Origin of the sequence: Pseudomonas sp. SWI36, assembly GCF_002948105.1 — a bacterium.
GTDB lineage: Bacteria > Pseudomonadota > Gammaproteobacteria > Pseudomonadales > Pseudomonadaceae > Aquipseudomonas > Aquipseudomonas alloputida.
Genome location: NZ_CP026675.1, coordinates 2,534,107 through 2,550,166, shown reverse-complemented (window position 1 = coordinate 2,550,166; position 16,060 = coordinate 2,534,107). Strand labels below are relative to the sequence as shown.

The following is a 16,060-nucleotide window of genomic DNA, read 5'->3' as shown; positions in this document are numbered from 1 at the left end:
CCGCCAACCGCAAGGAGTCATCATGAGCAAAACCGTCATCAACAGCGACAAGGCCCCTGCCGCCATCGGCACCTACTCGCAGGCGATCAAGGCCGGCAACACCGTGTACATGTCGGGCCAGATCCCTCTGGACCCGAAGACCATGGAGCTGGTCGAAGGCTTCGAAGCCCAGACCGTGCAGGTGTTCGAGAACCTCAAGGCCGTGGCTGAAGCTGCTGGCGGTTCGTTCAAGGACATCGTGAAACTGAACATCTTCCTCACCGACCTGAGCCACTTCGCCAAGGTAAACGAGGTGATGGGCCGCTACTTCGAACAGCCCTACCCGGCCCGCGCCGCCATCGGCGTTGCCGCACTGCCGAAAGGCGCCCAGGTCGAAATGGACGCCATCCTGGTCATCGAATGATGCCCTGGTGACGGGCCCTGCCCGTCACCCTCCTTCCTCTGCAAGGTTACCCCGTCATGCGTCAAGCACTGCCCTTCGCGCTGGCAGCCCTGCTACTGGGCGGCTGCACCAGCCACAAACCCGAAGATTTCAACGGCATCTGGATCAACCAGGAAGCCATCACTGCGGCGGTCAAAGCCGGCAGCCTGCGCCAGGCGCTGAATGAGCACGGCCCAGTGTTCGAGTGGAAGCTCGACGTGGCCAATCAGCAAGCTAGCTATAGCAATGGTTTCGAGGCCGCTGACGGCCAGCTGAGCGCCAATGAAAAGCAATGGCAGGCCCGTTTCCAAGGCGGCCAGACCGAGCAGCTTTCGCTCGATGGCGACGAGCTGCTGGCCGTCGACCAGAACGGCACCAAGCAAACCTTTGTGCGCGCCAAGGCGCAGGCTGCAGCCAATGCACCACTGGGCAGCAGCTTCGAGAAAGCGCTTTACCAAGCCTACCTGGGTGGTAACTGGAAGATCGTCGAAGGCCAAGGCAAGGGCGCCAGCGTGCGCTTCAGCGACACCGGCAACGTCACCGGCCTACCCGGACCGGACCGCTTCGCCCTGTGCCTGGCAGGTGATTGCGCGACCATGGGTGGCAACAATGACAGCCTGTGGCTGGAGCGCAACCAGCGTGGTGCACCGTTCATCATCAAGCGCGATGGTGACAAGCTGGAGATTTTCCAGGCAGTGAACCGTGCACAGCCGGATGAAATGCCAGAGCTGGCAGCGGGCAAGCGTCAGTGGACGCTGGAGCGCAGCTGAGATGATGCGCGGTCCCTGTAGGATCGGGTTTACCCGCGAAGAAGACACCGCGGTGGATGGCACGGGCTTCGCCCGTGTTCGCGGGCAAGCCCGCTCCCACAGGGATCGCGCCAGCTTTTAGAAATTGAGCAAGACAGTTGCTCCCACAAGGCATCGCGCCAGTTGCCAGCTAGGCTTTTCCTGCCAGTATCGCGGCGTAGCCTTCCTTGTAGCTCGGATATACCGGCGCCCAGCCCAGCGCCCGCGCCCGGGCATTGCTGCAGCGCTTGCTGCCAGTACGCCGCACCCGCTGCTCATCGGACCATTCGGTAACGCCCATATACGCCCGCAGCCAGGCCACAACATCGGCCAGCGGCGCCGGGTCATCATCGACGCCAATGTAGCAGTCGTCCAGAGCCTTGCCATCAGCATCGGCCTGCAGCAGAAACGCCAGCAGGCTGGCGGCATCTTCGGCATGAATGCGGTTGCCATACAGCGGCGGCTCCTCGGCAACGCGGTAACCCTGACGCACCTGGCTCAGCAACCACTCGCGCCCTGGGCCATAGATACCGGTCAGGCGGACCACGCTCGCCGGGATGCCGCTGGCCAGTGCCAACCGTTCAGCCTCCAGCATCACACGCCCGGAATAGCCCTCGGGCTCGGTGGCAGCGCCCTCAGCTATCCACTCGCCGTCCTTCTGCGCATACACGCTGCTGCTGGAGACGAACAATAGCCGGCGCGGGCGTTGGCCACGCTTGGCCAACCAGGCCAACACATGGCGCAAACCATCGACATAGGCTGCTTGGTAACCCGCCTCATCGTGCTGGCTGGCCGCCACGCAGTACACAAGGTAGTCCAGCGGGCCCTGTGGCCAGGCCTGCGGTATCGACGGTTCGGCCAAATCTGCGGCAACCGGCTGAACCCCTGCGGGCAGCTGACCAACAGAACGGCGCAGGCCGCTCACCTGCCAGCCTTTAGCCAACATCTGCCTGGCCAGACGCCCACCCACATCACCACAACCCACCACCATCACGGAAAGGTCTGACATCTCTAAACTCCCTAGACCAATAGATCAGCCTGGCCACGCTACACGATGGGCGGCTAGACCATAGGCGAAAAAAGCTACAATATTACTTTTGTTAACAAGAATTACTTGCAATAATGGCGGCCAAATTGTTCTCGGCCTACATCGAGGCCTTGGAGAACGTTCACTTTTTCTTCATCAGGTCCGGCCAGCATGACACGTACTCAACCTTCCGCTTCGCCAACCCCGTCGCGCGCCTGGCGCGCCATCGCCGCGCTGACACTCAGCCTGGTGCTGGCCCCGGTGGCCATGGCCGATGAGCCAACCACCAACGCCGCCACACCTGCTGCTGCCACTGCCCCGGCCGCACCTGCTGCTGCCCCGGCGGATGCACCGGCGCCTGATGCCACTGCCAGCAACCCGGCCGCAGCAGACCCGAGCGTTCAAGCCCTGGTCGAAGACACCTCGCTGGGCATGGCCCATGACCTGTCCCCATGGGGCATGTACAAGAACGCCGACATCGTGGTGAAGATCGTCATGATCGGCCTGGCCATCGCCTCCATCATCACCTGGACCATCTGGATTGCCAAAGGCTTCGAGCTGATGGGCGCCAAGCGTCGCCTGCGTGGTGAAATCGCCCAGCTGAAGAAGTCCACCACCCTGAAAGAAGCCAGCGAGGTCACCAACAAGGAAGGCACCCTGGCCCACACCCTGGTCCACGACGCCCTCGAAGAGATGCGTCTTTCGGCTAACGCTCGCGAAAAAGAAGGTATCAAGGAACGCGTCAGCTTCCGTCTGGAGCGACTGGTGCATGCCAGCGGCCGCACCATGAGCAGCGGCACCGGCGTCCTCGCAACCATCGGCTCCACCGCGCCGTTCGTCGGCCTGTTCGGTACCGTATGGGGCATCATGAACAGCTTCATCGGCATCGCCAAGACCCAGACCACCAACCTGGCCGTCGTTGCCCCAGGTATCGCCGAAGCGCTGCTGGCCACTGCTCTGGGCCTGGTCGCGGCAATCCCGGCCGTGGTCATCTACAACGTCTTCGCCCGCTCCATTGCCGGTTACAAGGCGCAGGTGTCCGATGCCTCCGCCCAGGTACTGCTGCTGGTCAGCCGTGATCTGGACCACCAGGGTAGCGAGCGCGCCGCCCCGCACATGGTGAAAGTGGGGTAAGCCATGGGCCTGCATCTCAACGAAGGTGGCGACGACCTCGCCGAAAACCACGAAATCAACGTTACGCCGTTCATCGACGTGATGCTGGTGCTGCTGATCATCTTCATGGTCGCCGCCCCCTTGGCTACGGTCGACATCAAGGTCGACCTGCCGGCCTCAACCGCCAAACCGGCGCCAAGGCCGGAGAAACCGGTGTTCGTCAGCGTCAAGGCCGACCAGAAGCTGTATGTCGGCGACGATCAGGTTGCTGCACCCGATCAGCTTGGCCCGATGCTCGACGCCAAGACCAAGGGTGACAAGGAAACCACCATCTTCTTCCAGGCTGACAAAGGCGTGGATTACGGCGACCTGATGGAAGTGATGAACAACATGCGCGCGGCCGGCTACCTGAAAGTCGGTCTGGTAGGTCTCGAGACGGCAGCCAAGAAATGATGAAAACGCGCTCTAACATGGCGCGCTACGGTGGCAGCCTGGCGATCGTGCTGGGTGTGCACGTGGTCGCCGTGCTGCTGACGCTCAACTGGTCGGTGCCACAGGCCATCGAGCTGCCCCCGGCAGCGATGATGGTCGAACTGGCACCGTTGCCGGAGCCTGCGCCACCACCACCCCCAAAGGCAGCTCCGCAGCCACCGGCCCCGGTCGAGGAACCACCGTTGCCGAAGCTGGCAGAAGCGCCCAAGCCCAAGATCGCCATCCCCAAGCCGCCCAAGCCGAAGGCCAAGCCCCAGCCGCCCAAGCCCGAGAAAAAGCCTGAGCCGCCGAAGGAAGCACCACCCACCGAGCAAACGGTGGACGCACCGCCCAGCAACTCGCCACCGCAGAAGTCCGCGGCACCGGCACCGAGCATTGCGTCCAACAGCAACGCCTTGCCAACCTGGCAGAGCGACCTGCTGCGCCACCTTGCCAAGTACAAGCGTTACCCGGAAGACGCGCGCCGTCGCGGCCTGCAAGGCATGAACCGCCTGCGCTTCGTGGTCGACGCCGAAGGCAAGGTCGTGTCGTACTCCATGGCCGGTGGCTCAGGCAGTGCCGCACTTGACCGGGCGACCCTGGAAATGATCCGTCGGGCCGGCACGGTACCCAAGCCGCCACCCGAGTTGCTGAACAATGGCACGATTGAAGTCGTGGCACCGTTCGTCTACTCACTGGACCGCCGCTAAGACTTTTGCTTCTGTCACAATTCGGCAAGTCTGATAACGTGCGTCTATCGATTGCAGCCGCTATGCTGGGCCCGCAACTTCATGGACGCACGTTATGACCCTTACAGAATTACGCTACATCGTCACACTCGCCCAGGAACAGCACTTCGGCCATGCCGCCGAGCGCTGTCACGTGAGCCAACCCACCCTGTCGGTCGGTGTGAAGAAGCTCGAGGACGAGCTTGGCGTTCTGATCTTCGAGCGCAGCAAAAGCGCAGTACGCCTGACCCCGGTCGGCGAAAACATCGTCGCCCAAGCGCAGAAGGTACTGGAGCAGGCCCAGGGCATTCGCGAGCTGGCCCAGGCCGGCAAGAATCAGCTGACCGCTCCGCTCAAGGTCGGCGCCATCTACACCGTCGGCCCCTACCTGTTCCCGCACCTGATCCCGCAGCTGCACCGCGTGGCGCCGCAAATGCCGCTGTACATCGAAGAAAACTTCACCCACGTACTGCGCGAAAAGCTGCGCAACGGCGAACTGGACGCGGTGATCATCGCCCTGCCGTTCAACGAAGCCGACGTGCTGACGCTACCGCTATACGACGAACCGTTCTGCGCCCTGATGCCTGCCGACCACCCATGGACGGCGAAAAAGACCATCGACACCGCCATGCTCAATGACAAGAGCCTGTTGCTGCTTGGTGAGGGCCACTGCTTCCGTGACCAGGTACTGGAAGCCTGCCCTACCCTGAACAAGGGGGGTGAAGGCTCAAGGCACACCACGGTCGAATCCAGCTCGCTGGAAACCATCCGTCACATGGTGGCTTCCGGCCTTGGCGTATCGATCCTGCCGCTGTCGGCAGTGCACAGCCATCACTATGCCCCCGGCGTCATCGAAGTGCGCCCGCTGACGGCACCGGCACCGTTCCGCACGGTAGCCATCGCCTGGCGCGCCAGCTTCCCGCGGCCAAAGGCCATCGAGATCCTCGCCGATTCGATCCGCCTGTGCTCGGTCGCCAAAAACCCTGCGGAACAACCGGCCTGAGTCATGAGTGAGCTGTCGAAGGTCCCGGTCACAGTACTGAAAGGTGTGGGCGAGGCGATGGCGGAGAAACTCGCCAAGGTCGGCCTGGAAAACCTGCAGGACGTGTTGTTCCACCTGCCCCTGCGCTACCAGGACCGCACGCGCGTGGTGCCAATCGGCCAGCTGCGTCCCGGCCAGGATGCGGTTATCGAGGGTGTGGTCAGTGGTGCCGATGTGACCATGGGCAAGCGCCGCAGCCTGGTGGTGCGCCTGGGCGACGGCAGCGGTGTGCTGACATTGCGCTTCTACCACTTCAGCAACGCGCAGAAAGAGGGCCTGAAGCGGGGCACCCACCTGCGCTGCTACGGAGAAGCCCGACCCGGCGCTTCAGGCCTGGAAATCTACCACCCGGAGTACCGTGCGCTGAACGGCAACGAGCCACCACCACCGGTGGAGCAGACCCTGACGCCAATTTACCCGTCCACCGAAGGCCTTACCCAGCAACGCCTGCGCCTGTTGTGCCAGCAGAGCCTCGCGCTGCTTGGCCCGCGTAGCCTGCCCGACTGGCTGCCTGATGAACTTGCCCGGGACTACCAGCTGGCACCCCTGGACGAAGCCATCCGCTACCTGCACAACCCGCCGGCCGACGCCGACCTCGAAGAGCTTGCCGAAGGCCAGCACTGGGCCCAGCATCGCCTGGCTTTCGAAGAATTGCTGACCCATCAGCTGTCGCAGCAACGCCTGCGCGAAAGCCTGCGCAGCCTGCGTGCGCCGGTACTGCCCAGGGCCACGCGCCTGCAGGCGCAATACCTGGCTAACCTGGGCTTCCAGCCGACCGGCGCGCAGCAGCGGGTAGCCAACGAAATTGCCTACGACCTTAGCCAGCACGAACCGATGATGCGTCTGGTGCAGGGCGACGTGGGTGCCGGCAAGACCGTGGTCGCTGCACTGGCCGCGTTGCAGGCGCTGGAAGCGGGCTACCAGGTGGCATTGATGGCACCCACCGAGATCCTCGCCGAGCAGCACTACATTACCTTCAAGCGCTGGCTGGAACCGCTGGGCATCGAAGTTGCCTGGCTAGCCGGCAAACTCAAGGGCAAGGCCCGGGCAGCCTCCCTGGAGCAGATCGCCAACGGCGCACCCATGGTGGTCGGCACCCACGCACTGTTCCAGGAAGAGGTAAGGTTCAAGCACCTGGCCCTTGCGATCATCGACGAACAGCACAGGTTCGGCGTGCAGCAACGCCTGGCCCTGCGCAAGAAGGGCGTGGCCGGCGAGCTGTGCCCGCACCAACTGATCATGACCGCCACGCCTATTCCGCGCACCCTGGCCATGAGCGCCTACGCCGACCTGGACACCTCGGTGCTCGACGAATTGCCGCCAGGGCGTACGCCGGTGAACACCGTGCTGGTGGCCGACAGCCGCCGCTTCGAAGTGGTCGAGCGGGTACGCGCCGCCTGCGCCGAGGGGCGCCAGGCCTATTGGGTATGCACGCTGATCGAAGAGTCCGAAGAACTCACCTGCCAGGCCGCCGAAAGCACCTATGAGGAGCTTGGCAGTGCGCTGGGTGAACTGAAGGTGGGGTTGATCCATGGGCGCATGAAACCGGCAGAAAAAGCCGAGATCATGGCCGAGTTCAAGGCTGGCAACCTGCAGCTTCTGGTCGCCACCACGGTCATCGAGGTGGGCGTGGACGTGCCCAACGCCAGCCTGATGATCATCGAGAACCCCGAGCGCCTGGGCCTTGCACAGTTGCACCAGCTGCGAGGCAGGGTTGGCCGGGGCAGCGCCGTGAGCCATTGCGTGCTGCTGTACCACCCGCCGCTGTCGCAGATCGGCCGCGAGCGCTTGGGGATCATGCGAGAGACCAACGACGGCTTCATCATCGCCGAAAAAGACCTTGAACTGCGTGGCCCGGGCGAGATGCTCGGCACCCGCCAGACCGGTCTACTGCAGTTCAAGGTCGCCGACCTGATGCGCGACGCCGACCTGCTGCCGGCCGTGCGCGACGCGGCCCAGGCCTTGGTATCACGCTGGCCGGAACACGTCAGCCCGCTGCTGGACCGCTGGCTGCGCCACGGCCAACAATATGGCCAAGTGTGACGCTAGTCCCAGAATGGATCCAGATTTGCTCGCAGGCTGGTTATACTTCGCGTTTAAAAGATACAGTGGATACGGACCATGACTGAAGTTGCCCTGGACACCGCAACCCCACACGCCCCCTCCGTCATCAGGCTGCTGCTCGACAAACTCGGCGTGCCCTACCGCCAGGTGGTCGAACACTCGCACCTGCCTGCGGCTTCGCGGGTGCAGGCTGTCCTTCTCGACGACGAGGTCGGCGCCCTCATGGTGCTGTTCCCGCAGAGCCACCTGCTGGACCTCAACCGGCTGGCCGAGCTGACCGGGCGCAAGCTGACCGCCGTGTCGGTGCCGCGCCTGAAGCAGATGCTCGACAAGCACCACCTCAAGGCCCTGCCGGGCATCCCGGCGCTGACCAGCTCGCCATGTCAGTACGAAAAGAGCCTGCTCGACGCTGAAACTGTCTTTATCCAGTCAGGCGAAGCCGGCCTGTTGCTGGAAATCGAACGCGCACATTTCAAGCGCATGCTGGCCAAGGCCAGCGCCAGCAGCTTCGGCCAGCAAGTCGAAGCGATCAGTCCCAATCTCGACCGCCCCGATGACGACACCCGGGAAATCACCGATGCGGTCCAGGCCTTCACTGCCCGGCGCATTCAGAAACGCCTGGAAGAAACCATCGAAATTCCACCGCTCGCCGACACCGCGCAGAAGATCATCAAGCTGCGGGTAGATCCCAACGCCAGCATCGACGACATCACCGGCGTGGTCGAAACCGACCCGGCGCTGGCGGCACAGGTGGTGAGCTGGGCTGCATCGCCCTACTATGGTTCGCCGGGCAAGATCCGCTCGGTGGAAGACGCCATCGTGCGTGTGCTGGGTTTCGACCTGGTGATCAACCTGGCCCTGGGCCTGGCGCTGGGCAAGACCTTGAGCCTACCCAAAGACCAACCGCAGCAGGCCACGCCCTACTGGCAACAATCGATCTACACCGCCGCGATCATCGAAGGCCTGACCCGCGCCATGCCGCGCGCAGAACGCCCCGAGGCCGGGCTGACTTACCTGGCCGGGCTACTGCACAACTTTGGCTACCTGCTGCTGGCGCACGTGTTCCCGCCGCACTTCTCGCTGATTTGCCGCCACCTTGAGGTCAACCCGCATTTGAACCACACCTATGTGGAGCAACACTTGCTGGGCATCAGCCGCGAACAGATCGGTGCCTGGCTGATGAAGCTGTGGGACATGCCAGAAGAGCTGTCGACTGCCTTGCGCTTCCAGCACGATCCGGCCTACGACGGCGAATATTTCGCGTTCCCCAACTTGGTGTGCCTGGCCACCCGCCTGCTGCGCTCGCGAGGTATAGGCTCAGGGCCGCAGGAAGAGATACCTGACGAACTGCTGGAACGCCTGAGCATTACCCGGGACAAGGCCGAGGATGTGGTGAACAAGGTGCTCGAAGCCGAGAACCTGTTGCGTGAGCTGGCTTCGCAGTTCCATGCACCGCATTAAGCATTAACACATAGCCTGTGGGAGCAACTGTCTTGCTCAATTTCTAAAAGCTGGCGCGATTGGACTGTGGAAGCGGGCTTGCCCGCGAACACCGGCAAAGCCGGTGCCATGCACCGCGTCGCTTGTTTCGCGGGCACGCCCGCTCCCACAGGTAAAGCATCGGCATCCCCGTTGGGTTTCAGCCTTTCTTCTTCGGTTTCAGGTATTTCATCAACCCCTGGAACCACATCACCAGCGCCGGGTTGCCCTTGATCTGGATGTGCTTGTCCTGAATCCCCTGCATGAACGCCAGCTGCTTGTTACCCGCCTGCATGGTGGCGAAGCCATAGGCGGCGTCCTTGAAGGCAATGGCGAATGCCGGCTGTGGGTGCGCGCCGCCCTTGCTGCTGATGCGCTCGTTGTTGACGATGAAGTGCCGGGCGACCTTGCCGTCCAGGGTCTGCATCTGGAACACCAGGTCCTTGCCCTTGAGCTGCTGCTGGAATGCGGGGTTATTACGGCTGGCCCTGGCCATCAACAGCCCCATGGCCCAGAGAAGAAAACGGAACTTCATCAACGCGCCTCGAATGAAAAGTGACTAAGGCGCGCAGTTTATCCTTTTCCAGAACTATTTATGCAAGTTCGAGACATTTTGCCTGCAGAAAGCACAACGGGCGCCTTGGGGCGCCCGCTTGGCCGACACTGGGGTTGTCAGAGAGCGATCACTTGCCTTTCTTGGCTGGCTTGGCGGGGGCGTTAACGCTGTCACGCAGGTTCTTGCCAGGCTTGAAGGCCACTGTATTGCTGGCCTTGATCTTGACCGGTTCCCCAGTTTGCGGGTTCTTGCCGGTACGCGCACCGCGATGACGTTTTTCGAAGGTGCCGAAACCGACCAGGGTCACAGTGTCCTTGTCCAGGGCACCGGTGATGCTGTCGAGAATCGCGTTCAAAACCTGATTGGCCTTTTCCTTGGTCAGATCAGCCTTATCGGCGATGACGGCGGCGAGTTCTGGTTTGCGCATAGTGAAGCCTCTTTGACGGAATTCTTGTTGTTATGCCGTGCTGCCTCTGGGAGCAGCGCTCAAGGCACCGCAGGCTCTAATCTGCGGCAGACGGGAGTGAGAATGGCACGAGCTCTGGGGCCGCGCCAGTATCTGGGCGGCCATTGTGCAGGCAACAACAGGATAAATCCGACAGAACGCGCGCTATTTACGCCATAACCGGTGGCAACTGACGATTCAGCGCCAGTTTCTCCATCACCGCCGCTCCGGTCAGGGCGTAGCCCAGCAGCTTGCCGTCGGCATCAAGGCAGAGCACCTTGAGGTCAGTGCCCTGCCCCTCTACCTGCCAGATGCCTTCGCAGCCCTGTGGCGCTGGCGAGACCACCAGCGGACAGGCCGGGGTTTTCACGGTGATAGGCATCGGCCCGTAGGAAACTGCCGTCGGCTTGCCGGCCAGGGTTTGCGCCAGCGCCCGGGCACAGCTCATCAGCGGCATCACGTACAGCAGGTTGATGCCATCGACTTCGGCACAGTCGCCAAGGGCAAAGATGTTGGCGTGTGAAGTACGCAGCTCGCGGTCTACGCTTACGCCACGGTTGGTCTGCAGGCCGGCCGCGGCAGCCAGGTCGGTACGTGGGCGCAGGCCGATGGCCGAAACCACCAGGTCGCAGGCGATCACGCTGCCGTCCGACAGGTGCGCCTCCAGGCCTTGAGTCACCTGCTGAAGACGGGTCAGCACCGGCCCCAGGTGGAAGCGTACACCCAAGCCCTCCAGCCCACCCTGCACAGCCGCCGCAGCGGCCGGGTGCAGCAGGGTCGGCATGATCTGTTCACACGGTGCCACAACGTCGACCTTGAAGCCGCCCAGGCTCATGTCGTTTGCGAATTCGCAGCCGATCAGGCCGGCGCCGAGGATCAGGACTCGCTGCTTGCCAGCGGCGGCAGCACGGAAGCGTGCGTAGTCTTCCAGGTCGTTGATCGGGAATACCAGATGGCCGCCGTCACCCTCGATCGGCACCTGCACGGTCTGCGCCCCCCAGGCCAGCACCAGGTCGCGGTATTCCACGGCCTCTTCGCCGATCCACAGCCGCTTGTGGCCCGGGTCGATGCCGCTGATGCGGGTATGGGTACGGATCTCGGCGTTCAATTGCTCGGCCATGGCGCCCGCCTCGGCCATGCACAGGCCGTCGGCGTCCTTCTGCTTGGCAAAGCCCATGGAAAGCATCGGCTTGGAGTACGAACGACCATCGTCGGCGGTGATCAGCAACAGCGGCGTCTGCGTATCGAGCTTGCGAAATTCACGGGCCAGGTTGTAGCCCGCAAGGCCGGTACCGATGATTACCACAGGGGACGTCATGTCGTGCTTTCCTCGATTAACCGATGGAGATCATTTCAAAGTCGCTTTTGCCGACACCGCAGTCGGGGCACAGCCAGTCTTCAGGCACATCCTCCCAACGGGTGCCGGGGGCGATGCCGTCGTCGGGCCAGCCTTCGGCTTCGTCGTAGATCAGGCCACAGACAATACATTGCCACTTTTTCATCAGGTCTATTTCCTCGGTTCAGGCTGGGGCTTGTGTTGCTGCTGATGGCCTCTTCGCGGGCAAGCCGCTCCTACAGTGACCGCGCAGGCCTGGCGGGCTTGCCCGCGAACAGGGCCAGCGCGCAATGCGTGGGGGCTTTGTAGCGGCCCTGCCGGCAGTATGCAAGCAGTTGGGGCAATCATGCTAAGCTCGCCGCCTCTCTGGCTGTAACAAAGCATACCGACGTGTCGTACGAATCCCCGCAAGCAGCCGCTGTCGCGTGGCTGCCGTATTCACAGCTGGCGACCGACATCGACCAGCCCACCCTTGACTGGCTGTTCGACGAGGGCTCGCTGACCCGCCGCCTGACCCGTCTGTCCATCGATCACTTTTCCGTTACCCCGTTGTTCGAGGGCTGGCAGCCGCTGCGCGATGACGAATGCCAGGCGCTGGGCATCGCTGCCGGCGCCGAAGGCTGGGTGCGCGAAGTGTATCTGCGCGGCCATGGCCAACCTTGGGTATTCGCCCGCAGCGTGGCCAGCCGCAGCGCCCTGGAACGTGGTGGCCTGGACCTGGAAACCTTGGGCAGCCGCTCGCTGGGCGAGCTGCTGTTCTGCGACCAGGCGTTCATCCGTCATCCACTCGAAGTGTGCACTTATCCACAGGCTTGGCTGCCGACCGAAGCTGCACATGCGGCGCTTTGGGGCCGCCGCTCGCGCTTCGAGCGCAACGGTCTGGACCTGCTGGTGGCAGAAGTGTTTCTGCCGGCATTGTGGCAAGCGGCCAAGGAGGAAATCCGCTGATGTACCTGCAACTGCTCAAGTCGCTCAACCGCCTGCATCCACGGGCCTGGGACTTCGTCCAGCTCAGCCGTATGGACCGGCCGATAGGCATCTACCTGCTGTTGTGGCCGACCCTGTCGGCAGTGTGGATTGCCGGCAATGGGTCACCCACCCTGGCCAATGTGCTCATCTTCGGCCTTGGTGTGGTGCTGATGCGCGCGGCCGGCTGCTGCATCAACGACTTTGCCGACCGCAAGGTTGACGGCCACGTCAAGCGGACCGCCGACCGCCCCCTGGCCAGTGGCCGGGTGCGGCCACGCGAGGCGCTGACACTGTTCGCGATTCTGGTCGGGGTGAGTTTCCTGCTGGTGCTGTGCACCAACAACCGCACCGTCTGGCTGTCGTTCGGGGCGGTGGCCTTGGCGTTCTGCTACCCGTTCATGAAGCGCTACACCTACTACCCGCAGGTGGTGCTGGGGGCGGCGTATTCGTGGGGCATTCCCATGGCTTTCACAGCCGCTGGCGGTGAGTTGCCGGCCGGCGCCTGGCTGCTGTATATCGCCAACCTGCTGTGGACGGTGGGTTATGACACCTATTACGCCATGGTCGACCGCGATGACGACCTGAAAATTGGTGTGAAATCCACTGCGATCCTGTTCGGCGACGCTGATCGCAGCATCATCCTGACCCTGCAGTTGCTGTCGCTGGGCTGCCTGTTGCTGGCCGGTAGCCGCTTCGACCTGGGTGGCTGGTTCCACCTTGGGTTGCTGGGTGCGGCGGCTTGCTTTGCCTGGGAATACTGGTCAACGCGCAAGCTGGACCGGGAATCGTGCTTCAAGGCGTTTCTGCACAACCACTGGGCGGGGATGCTGGTGTTTATCGGGGTGGTGCTGGATTACGCGTTGCGCTGAGTAGTTTGGGGCTGCTGCGCAGCCCATCGCGACACAAGGCCGCACACATTGATCGGCGTACGTCGAACCATGTGGGAGCGGCCTTGTGTCGCGATGGGCCGCACAGCGGCCCCGGCTATCTCAAGGCTTGGCAACGTGCCAGACGTCTTTCATGCCGTCACCGGTCATGTCACCGGCCTTCTTGTCCTTGATGAAGGTATACAGCGGCTTGCCGTCGTAAGCCCACTGCATCGAACCGTCGTCACGCGTTACATGGGTCCATTTATCCTTCGGTGCTTCGTCTTCTTTCTTGACCATCAACGGTGGCCAGTTCTTGGCGCACTCGCCATTGCACATCGACTTGCCACCCGCATCCTTGTCAAAGGTGTACAGGGTCATGCCGGCATGATCGACCCACATGCCATCCTTCTCCATGGCATGGTGGGCCAACGCCACCCCCGGGAGCGCCAACGCAGTGAAAAGGGCCATCCAGCTCAGCGTATGTCGTGTCATTGGATTCACCATTGTTTCGGGGGGGAAATGAGTTCGGGTTGCCATCAAAGCGGCCCTCTGTAGCCTAGTTCAGTCACGGAATGTCGCCAGAACGGCCAACACCCTGTCACACAGCTGCAATAATTCCGTTATCTAATGCGGGCCAAGACACCGAATCCAGGAGAGGTTTTGAGCATGGTAGGCAGGAACATTCTGATCGTCGACGACGAAGCGCCCATTCGCGAGATGATCGCCGTTGCCCTGGAAATGGCCGGCTATGACTGCCTGGAAGCGGAAAACTCCCAACAGGCCCACGCGATCATCGTCGACCGCAAACCGGACCTGATCCTGCTCGACTGGATGCTGCCGGGCACCTCCGGCATCGAGCTGGCCCGCCGCCTGAAGCGCGACGAGCTGACCGGTGATATTCCGATCATCATGCTCACCGCCAAGGGTGAAGAAGACAACAAGATCCAGGGCCTGGAAGTGGGCGCCGACGACTACATCACCAAGCCGTTCTCGCCGCGTGAACTGGTAGCGCGACTGAAAGCCGTGCTGCGCCGCACCGGCCCGAGCGACAGCGAGGCGCCGATCGAGGTCGGCGGCCTGCTGCTCGACCCGATCAGCCACCGTGTGACCATCGACGGTAAGCCGGCCGAGATGGGCCCTACCGAATACCGCCTGCTGCAGTTTTTCATGACCCACCAGGAGCGCGCCTATACCCGCGGCCAACTGCTGGACCAGGTGTGGGGCGGCAACGTCTATGTCGAGGAACGTACCGTCGACGTGCACATCCGTCGCCTGCGCAAGGCATTGGGTGAAGCTTACGAGAATCTGGTACAAACCGTCCGGGGCACTGGCTACCGTTTCTCGACCAAGAGCTGATCGAGTTCCCGAGCGCCAAGCTGCACGTCGTTGTACAAGGACCGTCAATTGAACCAGAACTGGCACGCAACCCTGATTCGCCATCTGCTGTTGCTGATTACCGTCTGCCTGATCGGCGGGCTGGTCAGCGGCTACTACGGCTGGAGCCTGGCCATTGGCCTGGCGCTCTATCTGGGCTGGACCCTCAAGCAACTGCTGCGCTTGCACGACTGGCTGCGCAATCACCAACCCGACGAAGCACCGCCCGATGGCTACGGCCTGTGGGGCGAGGTATTCGATAGCATCTACCACCTGCAACGCCGCGACCAGCGCGTACGGGGCCGCCTGCAGGCAGTGATCGACCGGGTGCAGGAGTCCACCGCTGCGCTGCGTGACGCGGTGATCATGCTCGACAGCGACGGCAACCTGGAATGGTGGAACCGCGCCGCCGAGACTCTGCTGGGCTTCAAGACCCCACAGGACGGCGGCCAGCAAGTGACCAATCTGGTGCGCCACCCGCTCTTCAAAGAGTACTTCGAGGCAGAAAACTACCTCGAACCGCTGGAAATCCCTTCGCCGATCAATGACCGCATGCGAGTGCAGTTGCACATCACCCGCTACGGCAACAATGAACACCTGATGCTGGTGCGCGATGTCACCCGCATTCACCAGCTGGAACAGATGCGCAAGGACTTCGTCGCCAACGTGTCCCACGAGCTGCGCACGCCGCTGACGGTAATCACCGGCTACCTGGAAACCCTGCTGGACAACGTCGAGGACGTGAACCCGCGGTGGAGCCGCGCCCTGCAGCAGATGAGCCAGCAAGGCTCGCGCATGCAAACCCTGCTCAACGATTTGTTGCTGCTGGCCAAACTGGAAGCCACCGATTACCCATCGGACAACCAGCCGGTGGCAGTCGATGCCCTGCTCGCCGCCATCAAGAACGACGCCCAGGCCTTGTCCGGGCCGCGCAACCAGCGCATCAGCCTGGAAGCGGCGCCTGGCGTCAAGCTGAAGGGCAGCGAGTCGGAACTGCGCAGTGCCTTTTCCAATCTGGTGTTCAATGCGGTCAAGTACACCCAGGACGAAGGCAACATCCGCATCCGCTGGTGGGTCGATGCCCAGGGCGCACACCTGTCGGTACAGGACTCGGGGGTGGGCATCGATGCCAAGCACTTGCCACGCCTGACCGAGCGCTTCTACCGGGTAGACTCCAGCCGTGCTTCGAATACCGGCGGTACCGGGCTGGGGCTGGCAATCGTCAAGCATGTGCTGATGCGCCACCGCGGCAAGCTGGAAATCAGCAGTGTACCGGGGCATGGCAGCACCTTTACCTGTCACTTTCCGCCAGCACAATTGGCCAACGAAAAGGCTTGAGATTGGGGCTGCGGCGCAGCCCTTCGCGGGCATGCCGGCT

At 62.7% G+C, this 16,060-nt stretch carries 18 protein-coding genes; 12 read left to right on the top strand and 6 right to left on the bottom strand.

Features of this window, described 5'->3' with window-relative positions; all coding sequences use genetic code 11:
- Nucleotides 1–22: 22 nt before the first annotated feature.
- Together C4Q27_RS12285 and C4Q27_RS12280 are read left to right on the top strand one after the other, a co-directional pair.
- The gene (locus C4Q27_RS12285) at nt 23–403 is read left to right on the top strand and encodes a RidA family protein (protein WP_009684531.1); all 381 of its coding nucleotides are present in this window, start codon (nt 23–25) and stop codon (nt 401–403) included.
- Nucleotides 404–459: 56 nt separating this feature from the next.
- Entirely contained in the window at nt 460–1,191 is a 732-nt protein-coding gene (locus tag C4Q27_RS12280; RefSeq protein WP_010955801.1) for a lipoprotein, read from the top strand.
- Between the two features lie 169 nt (nt 1,192–1,360).
- Here the strand turns inward: C4Q27_RS12280 and C4Q27_RS12275 are convergent, their stop codons facing one another.
- Complete coding sequence (locus C4Q27_RS12275; protein ID WP_104886903.1) at nt 1,361–2,218, bottom strand: NAD-dependent epimerase/dehydratase family protein; 858 nt, start codon at nt 2,216–2,218, stop codon at nt 1,361–1,363.
- A 189-nt stretch (nt 2,219–2,407) separates the two neighbouring features.
- On the opposite strand from C4Q27_RS12275, the gene exbB reads away from it, so the two are divergent.
- The 6 genes from exbB to C4Q27_RS12245 all read left to right on the top strand — a co-directional run bounded on the left by exbB (nt 2,408) and on the right by C4Q27_RS12245 (nt 9,115).
- On the top strand, nt 2,408–3,370 hold the full coding sequence (gene exbB, locus C4Q27_RS12270) for a tonB-system energizer ExbB (RefSeq protein ID WP_020192139.1): 963 nt from the start codon (nt 2,408–2,410) through the stop codon (nt 3,368–3,370).
- Nucleotides 3,371–3,373: 3 nt separating this feature from the next.
- The gene (gene exbD, locus C4Q27_RS12265; RefSeq protein WP_003253367.1) at nt 3,374–3,802 is read left to right on the top strand and encodes a TonB system transport protein ExbD; all 429 of its coding nucleotides are present in this window, start codon (nt 3,374–3,376) and stop codon (nt 3,800–3,802) included.
- Complete coding sequence (locus C4Q27_RS12260; RefSeq protein WP_010955804.1) at nt 3,799–4,530, top strand: energy transducer TonB; 732 nt, start codon at nt 3,799–3,801, stop codon at nt 4,528–4,530. Before exbD ends, C4Q27_RS12260 begins: the two co-directional genes overlap by 4 nt.
- Before the next feature lie 94 nt (nt 4,531–4,624).
- The gene (locus C4Q27_RS12255) at nt 4,625–5,551 is read left to right on the top strand and encodes a hydrogen peroxide-inducible genes activator (protein ID WP_003253362.1); all 927 of its coding nucleotides are present in this window, start codon (nt 4,625–4,627) and stop codon (nt 5,549–5,551) included.
- Nucleotides 5,552–5,554: 3 nt separating this feature from the next.
- On the top strand, nt 5,555–7,633 hold the full coding sequence (gene recG, locus C4Q27_RS12250) for an ATP-dependent DNA helicase RecG (RefSeq protein ID WP_064493087.1): 2,079 nt from the start codon (nt 5,555–5,557) through the stop codon (nt 7,631–7,633).
- Between the two features lie 78 nt (nt 7,634–7,711).
- A complete protein-coding gene (locus C4Q27_RS12245; RefSeq protein WP_010955806.1) occupies nt 7,712–9,115 on the top strand; it encodes an aminoacyl-tRNA deacylase and HDOD domain-containing protein in 1,404 nt (467 codons plus the stop codon).
- Nucleotides 9,116–9,293: 178 nt separating this feature from the next.
- Here C4Q27_RS12245 and C4Q27_RS12235 read toward each other — a convergent pair whose 3' ends face one another.
- The 4 genes from C4Q27_RS12235 to C4Q27_RS12220 form a co-directional block, all read right to left on the bottom strand.
- Nucleotides 9,294–9,668: an SCP2 sterol-binding domain-containing protein gene (locus tag C4Q27_RS12235; protein WP_010955807.1), complete on the bottom strand. Its 375-nt coding sequence runs from the start codon at nt 9,666–9,668 to the stop codon at nt 9,294–9,296.
- Between the two features lie 148 nt (nt 9,669–9,816).
- The gene (locus C4Q27_RS12230; RefSeq protein WP_003253355.1) at nt 9,817–10,116 is read right to left on the bottom strand and encodes an HU family DNA-binding protein; all 300 of its coding nucleotides are present in this window, start codon (nt 10,114–10,116) and stop codon (nt 9,817–9,819) included.
- A 187-nt stretch (nt 10,117–10,303) separates the two neighbouring features.
- Nucleotides 10,304–11,452, bottom strand: a complete 1,149-nt coding sequence (locus tag C4Q27_RS12225; RefSeq protein ID WP_104886901.1) for an NAD(P)/FAD-dependent oxidoreductase — start codon at nt 11,450–11,452, stop codon at nt 10,304–10,306.
- A gap of 16 nt (nt 11,453–11,468) precedes the next feature.
- Entirely contained in the window at nt 11,469–11,636 is a 168-nt protein-coding gene (locus C4Q27_RS12220; RefSeq protein WP_003253349.1) for a rubredoxin, read from the bottom strand.
- Nucleotides 11,637–11,860: 224 nt separating this feature from the next.
- On the opposite strand from C4Q27_RS12220, the gene C4Q27_RS12215 reads away from it, so the two are divergent.
- Complete coding sequence (locus C4Q27_RS12215) at nt 11,861–12,418, top strand: chorismate lyase (protein WP_104886900.1); 558 nt, start codon at nt 11,861–11,863, stop codon at nt 12,416–12,418.
- Nucleotides 12,418–13,308 (top strand): 4-hydroxybenzoate octaprenyltransferase, encoded by an 891-nt coding sequence (gene ubiA / locus C4Q27_RS12210; RefSeq protein WP_064491882.1) that lies wholly within the window; start codon nt 12,418–12,420, stop codon nt 13,306–13,308. Before C4Q27_RS12215 ends, ubiA begins: the two co-directional genes overlap by 1 nt.
- A 120-nt stretch (nt 13,309–13,428) precedes the next feature.
- On the opposite strand, the gene C4Q27_RS12205 is transcribed toward ubiA, so the two are convergent.
- Complete coding sequence (locus tag C4Q27_RS12205) at nt 13,429–13,800, bottom strand: hypothetical protein (protein WP_020190123.1); 372 nt, start codon at nt 13,798–13,800, stop codon at nt 13,429–13,431.
- Nucleotides 13,801–13,974: 174 nt separating this feature from the next.
- Between C4Q27_RS12205 and phoB the strand changes: the two genes are divergently transcribed.
- Both phoB and phoR read left to right on the top strand, forming a co-directional pair.
- A complete protein-coding gene (phoB, locus tag C4Q27_RS12200) occupies nt 13,975–14,664 on the top strand; it encodes a phosphate regulon transcriptional regulator PhoB (RefSeq protein WP_003253341.1) in 690 nt (229 codons plus the stop codon).
- Nucleotides 14,665–14,712: 48 nt separating this feature from the next.
- Nucleotides 14,713–16,020 carry a phosphate regulon sensor histidine kinase PhoR gene (gene phoR, locus C4Q27_RS12195; RefSeq protein WP_020190122.1) on the top strand — a complete coding sequence of 436 codons (1,308 nt, stop codon included), beginning with the start codon at nt 14,713–14,715 and terminating at the stop codon, nt 16,018–16,020.
- The last annotated feature ends 40 nt before the right edge of the window (nt 16,021–16,060 follow it).

What these genes read in the sequence shown, in the direction of transcription:
- C4Q27_RS12225 (WP_104886901.1), bottom strand. Translation starts at nt 11,452, where the DNA reads ATGACGTCCCCTGTGGTAATCATCGGTACCGGCCTTGCGGGCTACAAC.
- C4Q27_RS12260 (WP_010955804.1), top strand. Translation starts at nt 3,799, where the DNA reads ATGATGAAAACGCGCTCTAACATGGCGCGCTACGGTGGCAGCCTGGCG.
- ubiA (WP_064491882.1), top strand. Translation starts at nt 12,418, where the DNA reads ATGTACCTGCAACTGCTCAAGTCGCTCAACCGCCTGCATCCACGGGCC.
- C4Q27_RS12230 (WP_003253355.1), bottom strand. Translation starts at nt 10,116, where the DNA reads ATGCGCAAACCAGAACTCGCCGCCGTCATCGCCGATAAGGCTGATCTG.
- C4Q27_RS12255 (WP_003253362.1), top strand. Translation starts at nt 4,625, where the DNA reads ATGACCCTTACAGAATTACGCTACATCGTCACACTCGCCCAGGAACAG.
- C4Q27_RS12285 (WP_009684531.1), top strand. Translation starts at nt 23, where the DNA reads ATGAGCAAAACCGTCATCAACAGCGACAAGGCCCCTGCCGCCATCGGC.
- C4Q27_RS12235 (WP_010955807.1), bottom strand. Translation starts at nt 9,668, where the DNA reads ATGAAGTTCCGTTTTCTTCTCTGGGCCATGGGGCTGTTGATGGCCAGG.
- exbB (WP_020192139.1), top strand. Translation starts at nt 2,408, where the DNA reads ATGACACGTACTCAACCTTCCGCTTCGCCAACCCCGTCGCGCGCCTGG.
- recG (WP_064493087.1), top strand. Translation starts at nt 5,555, where the DNA reads ATGAGTGAGCTGTCGAAGGTCCCGGTCACAGTACTGAAAGGTGTGGGC.
- phoB (WP_003253341.1), top strand. Translation starts at nt 13,975, where the DNA reads ATGGTAGGCAGGAACATTCTGATCGTCGACGACGAAGCGCCCATTCGC.
- C4Q27_RS12280 (WP_010955801.1), top strand. Translation starts at nt 460, where the DNA reads ATGCGTCAAGCACTGCCCTTCGCGCTGGCAGCCCTGCTACTGGGCGGC.
- exbD (WP_003253367.1), top strand. Translation starts at nt 3,374, where the DNA reads ATGGGCCTGCATCTCAACGAAGGTGGCGACGACCTCGCCGAAAACCAC.
- C4Q27_RS12275 (WP_104886903.1), bottom strand. Translation starts at nt 2,218, where the DNA reads ATGTCAGACCTTTCCGTGATGGTGGTGGGTTGTGGTGATGTGGGTGGG.
- C4Q27_RS12220 (WP_003253349.1), bottom strand. Translation starts at nt 11,636, where the DNA reads ATGAAAAAGTGGCAATGTATTGTCTGTGGCCTGATCTACGACGAAGCC.
- C4Q27_RS12205 (WP_020190123.1), bottom strand. Translation starts at nt 13,800, where the DNA reads ATGACACGACATACGCTGAGCTGGATGGCCCTTTTCACTGCGTTGGCG.
- C4Q27_RS12245 (WP_010955806.1), top strand. Translation starts at nt 7,712, where the DNA reads ATGACTGAAGTTGCCCTGGACACCGCAACCCCACACGCCCCCTCCGTC.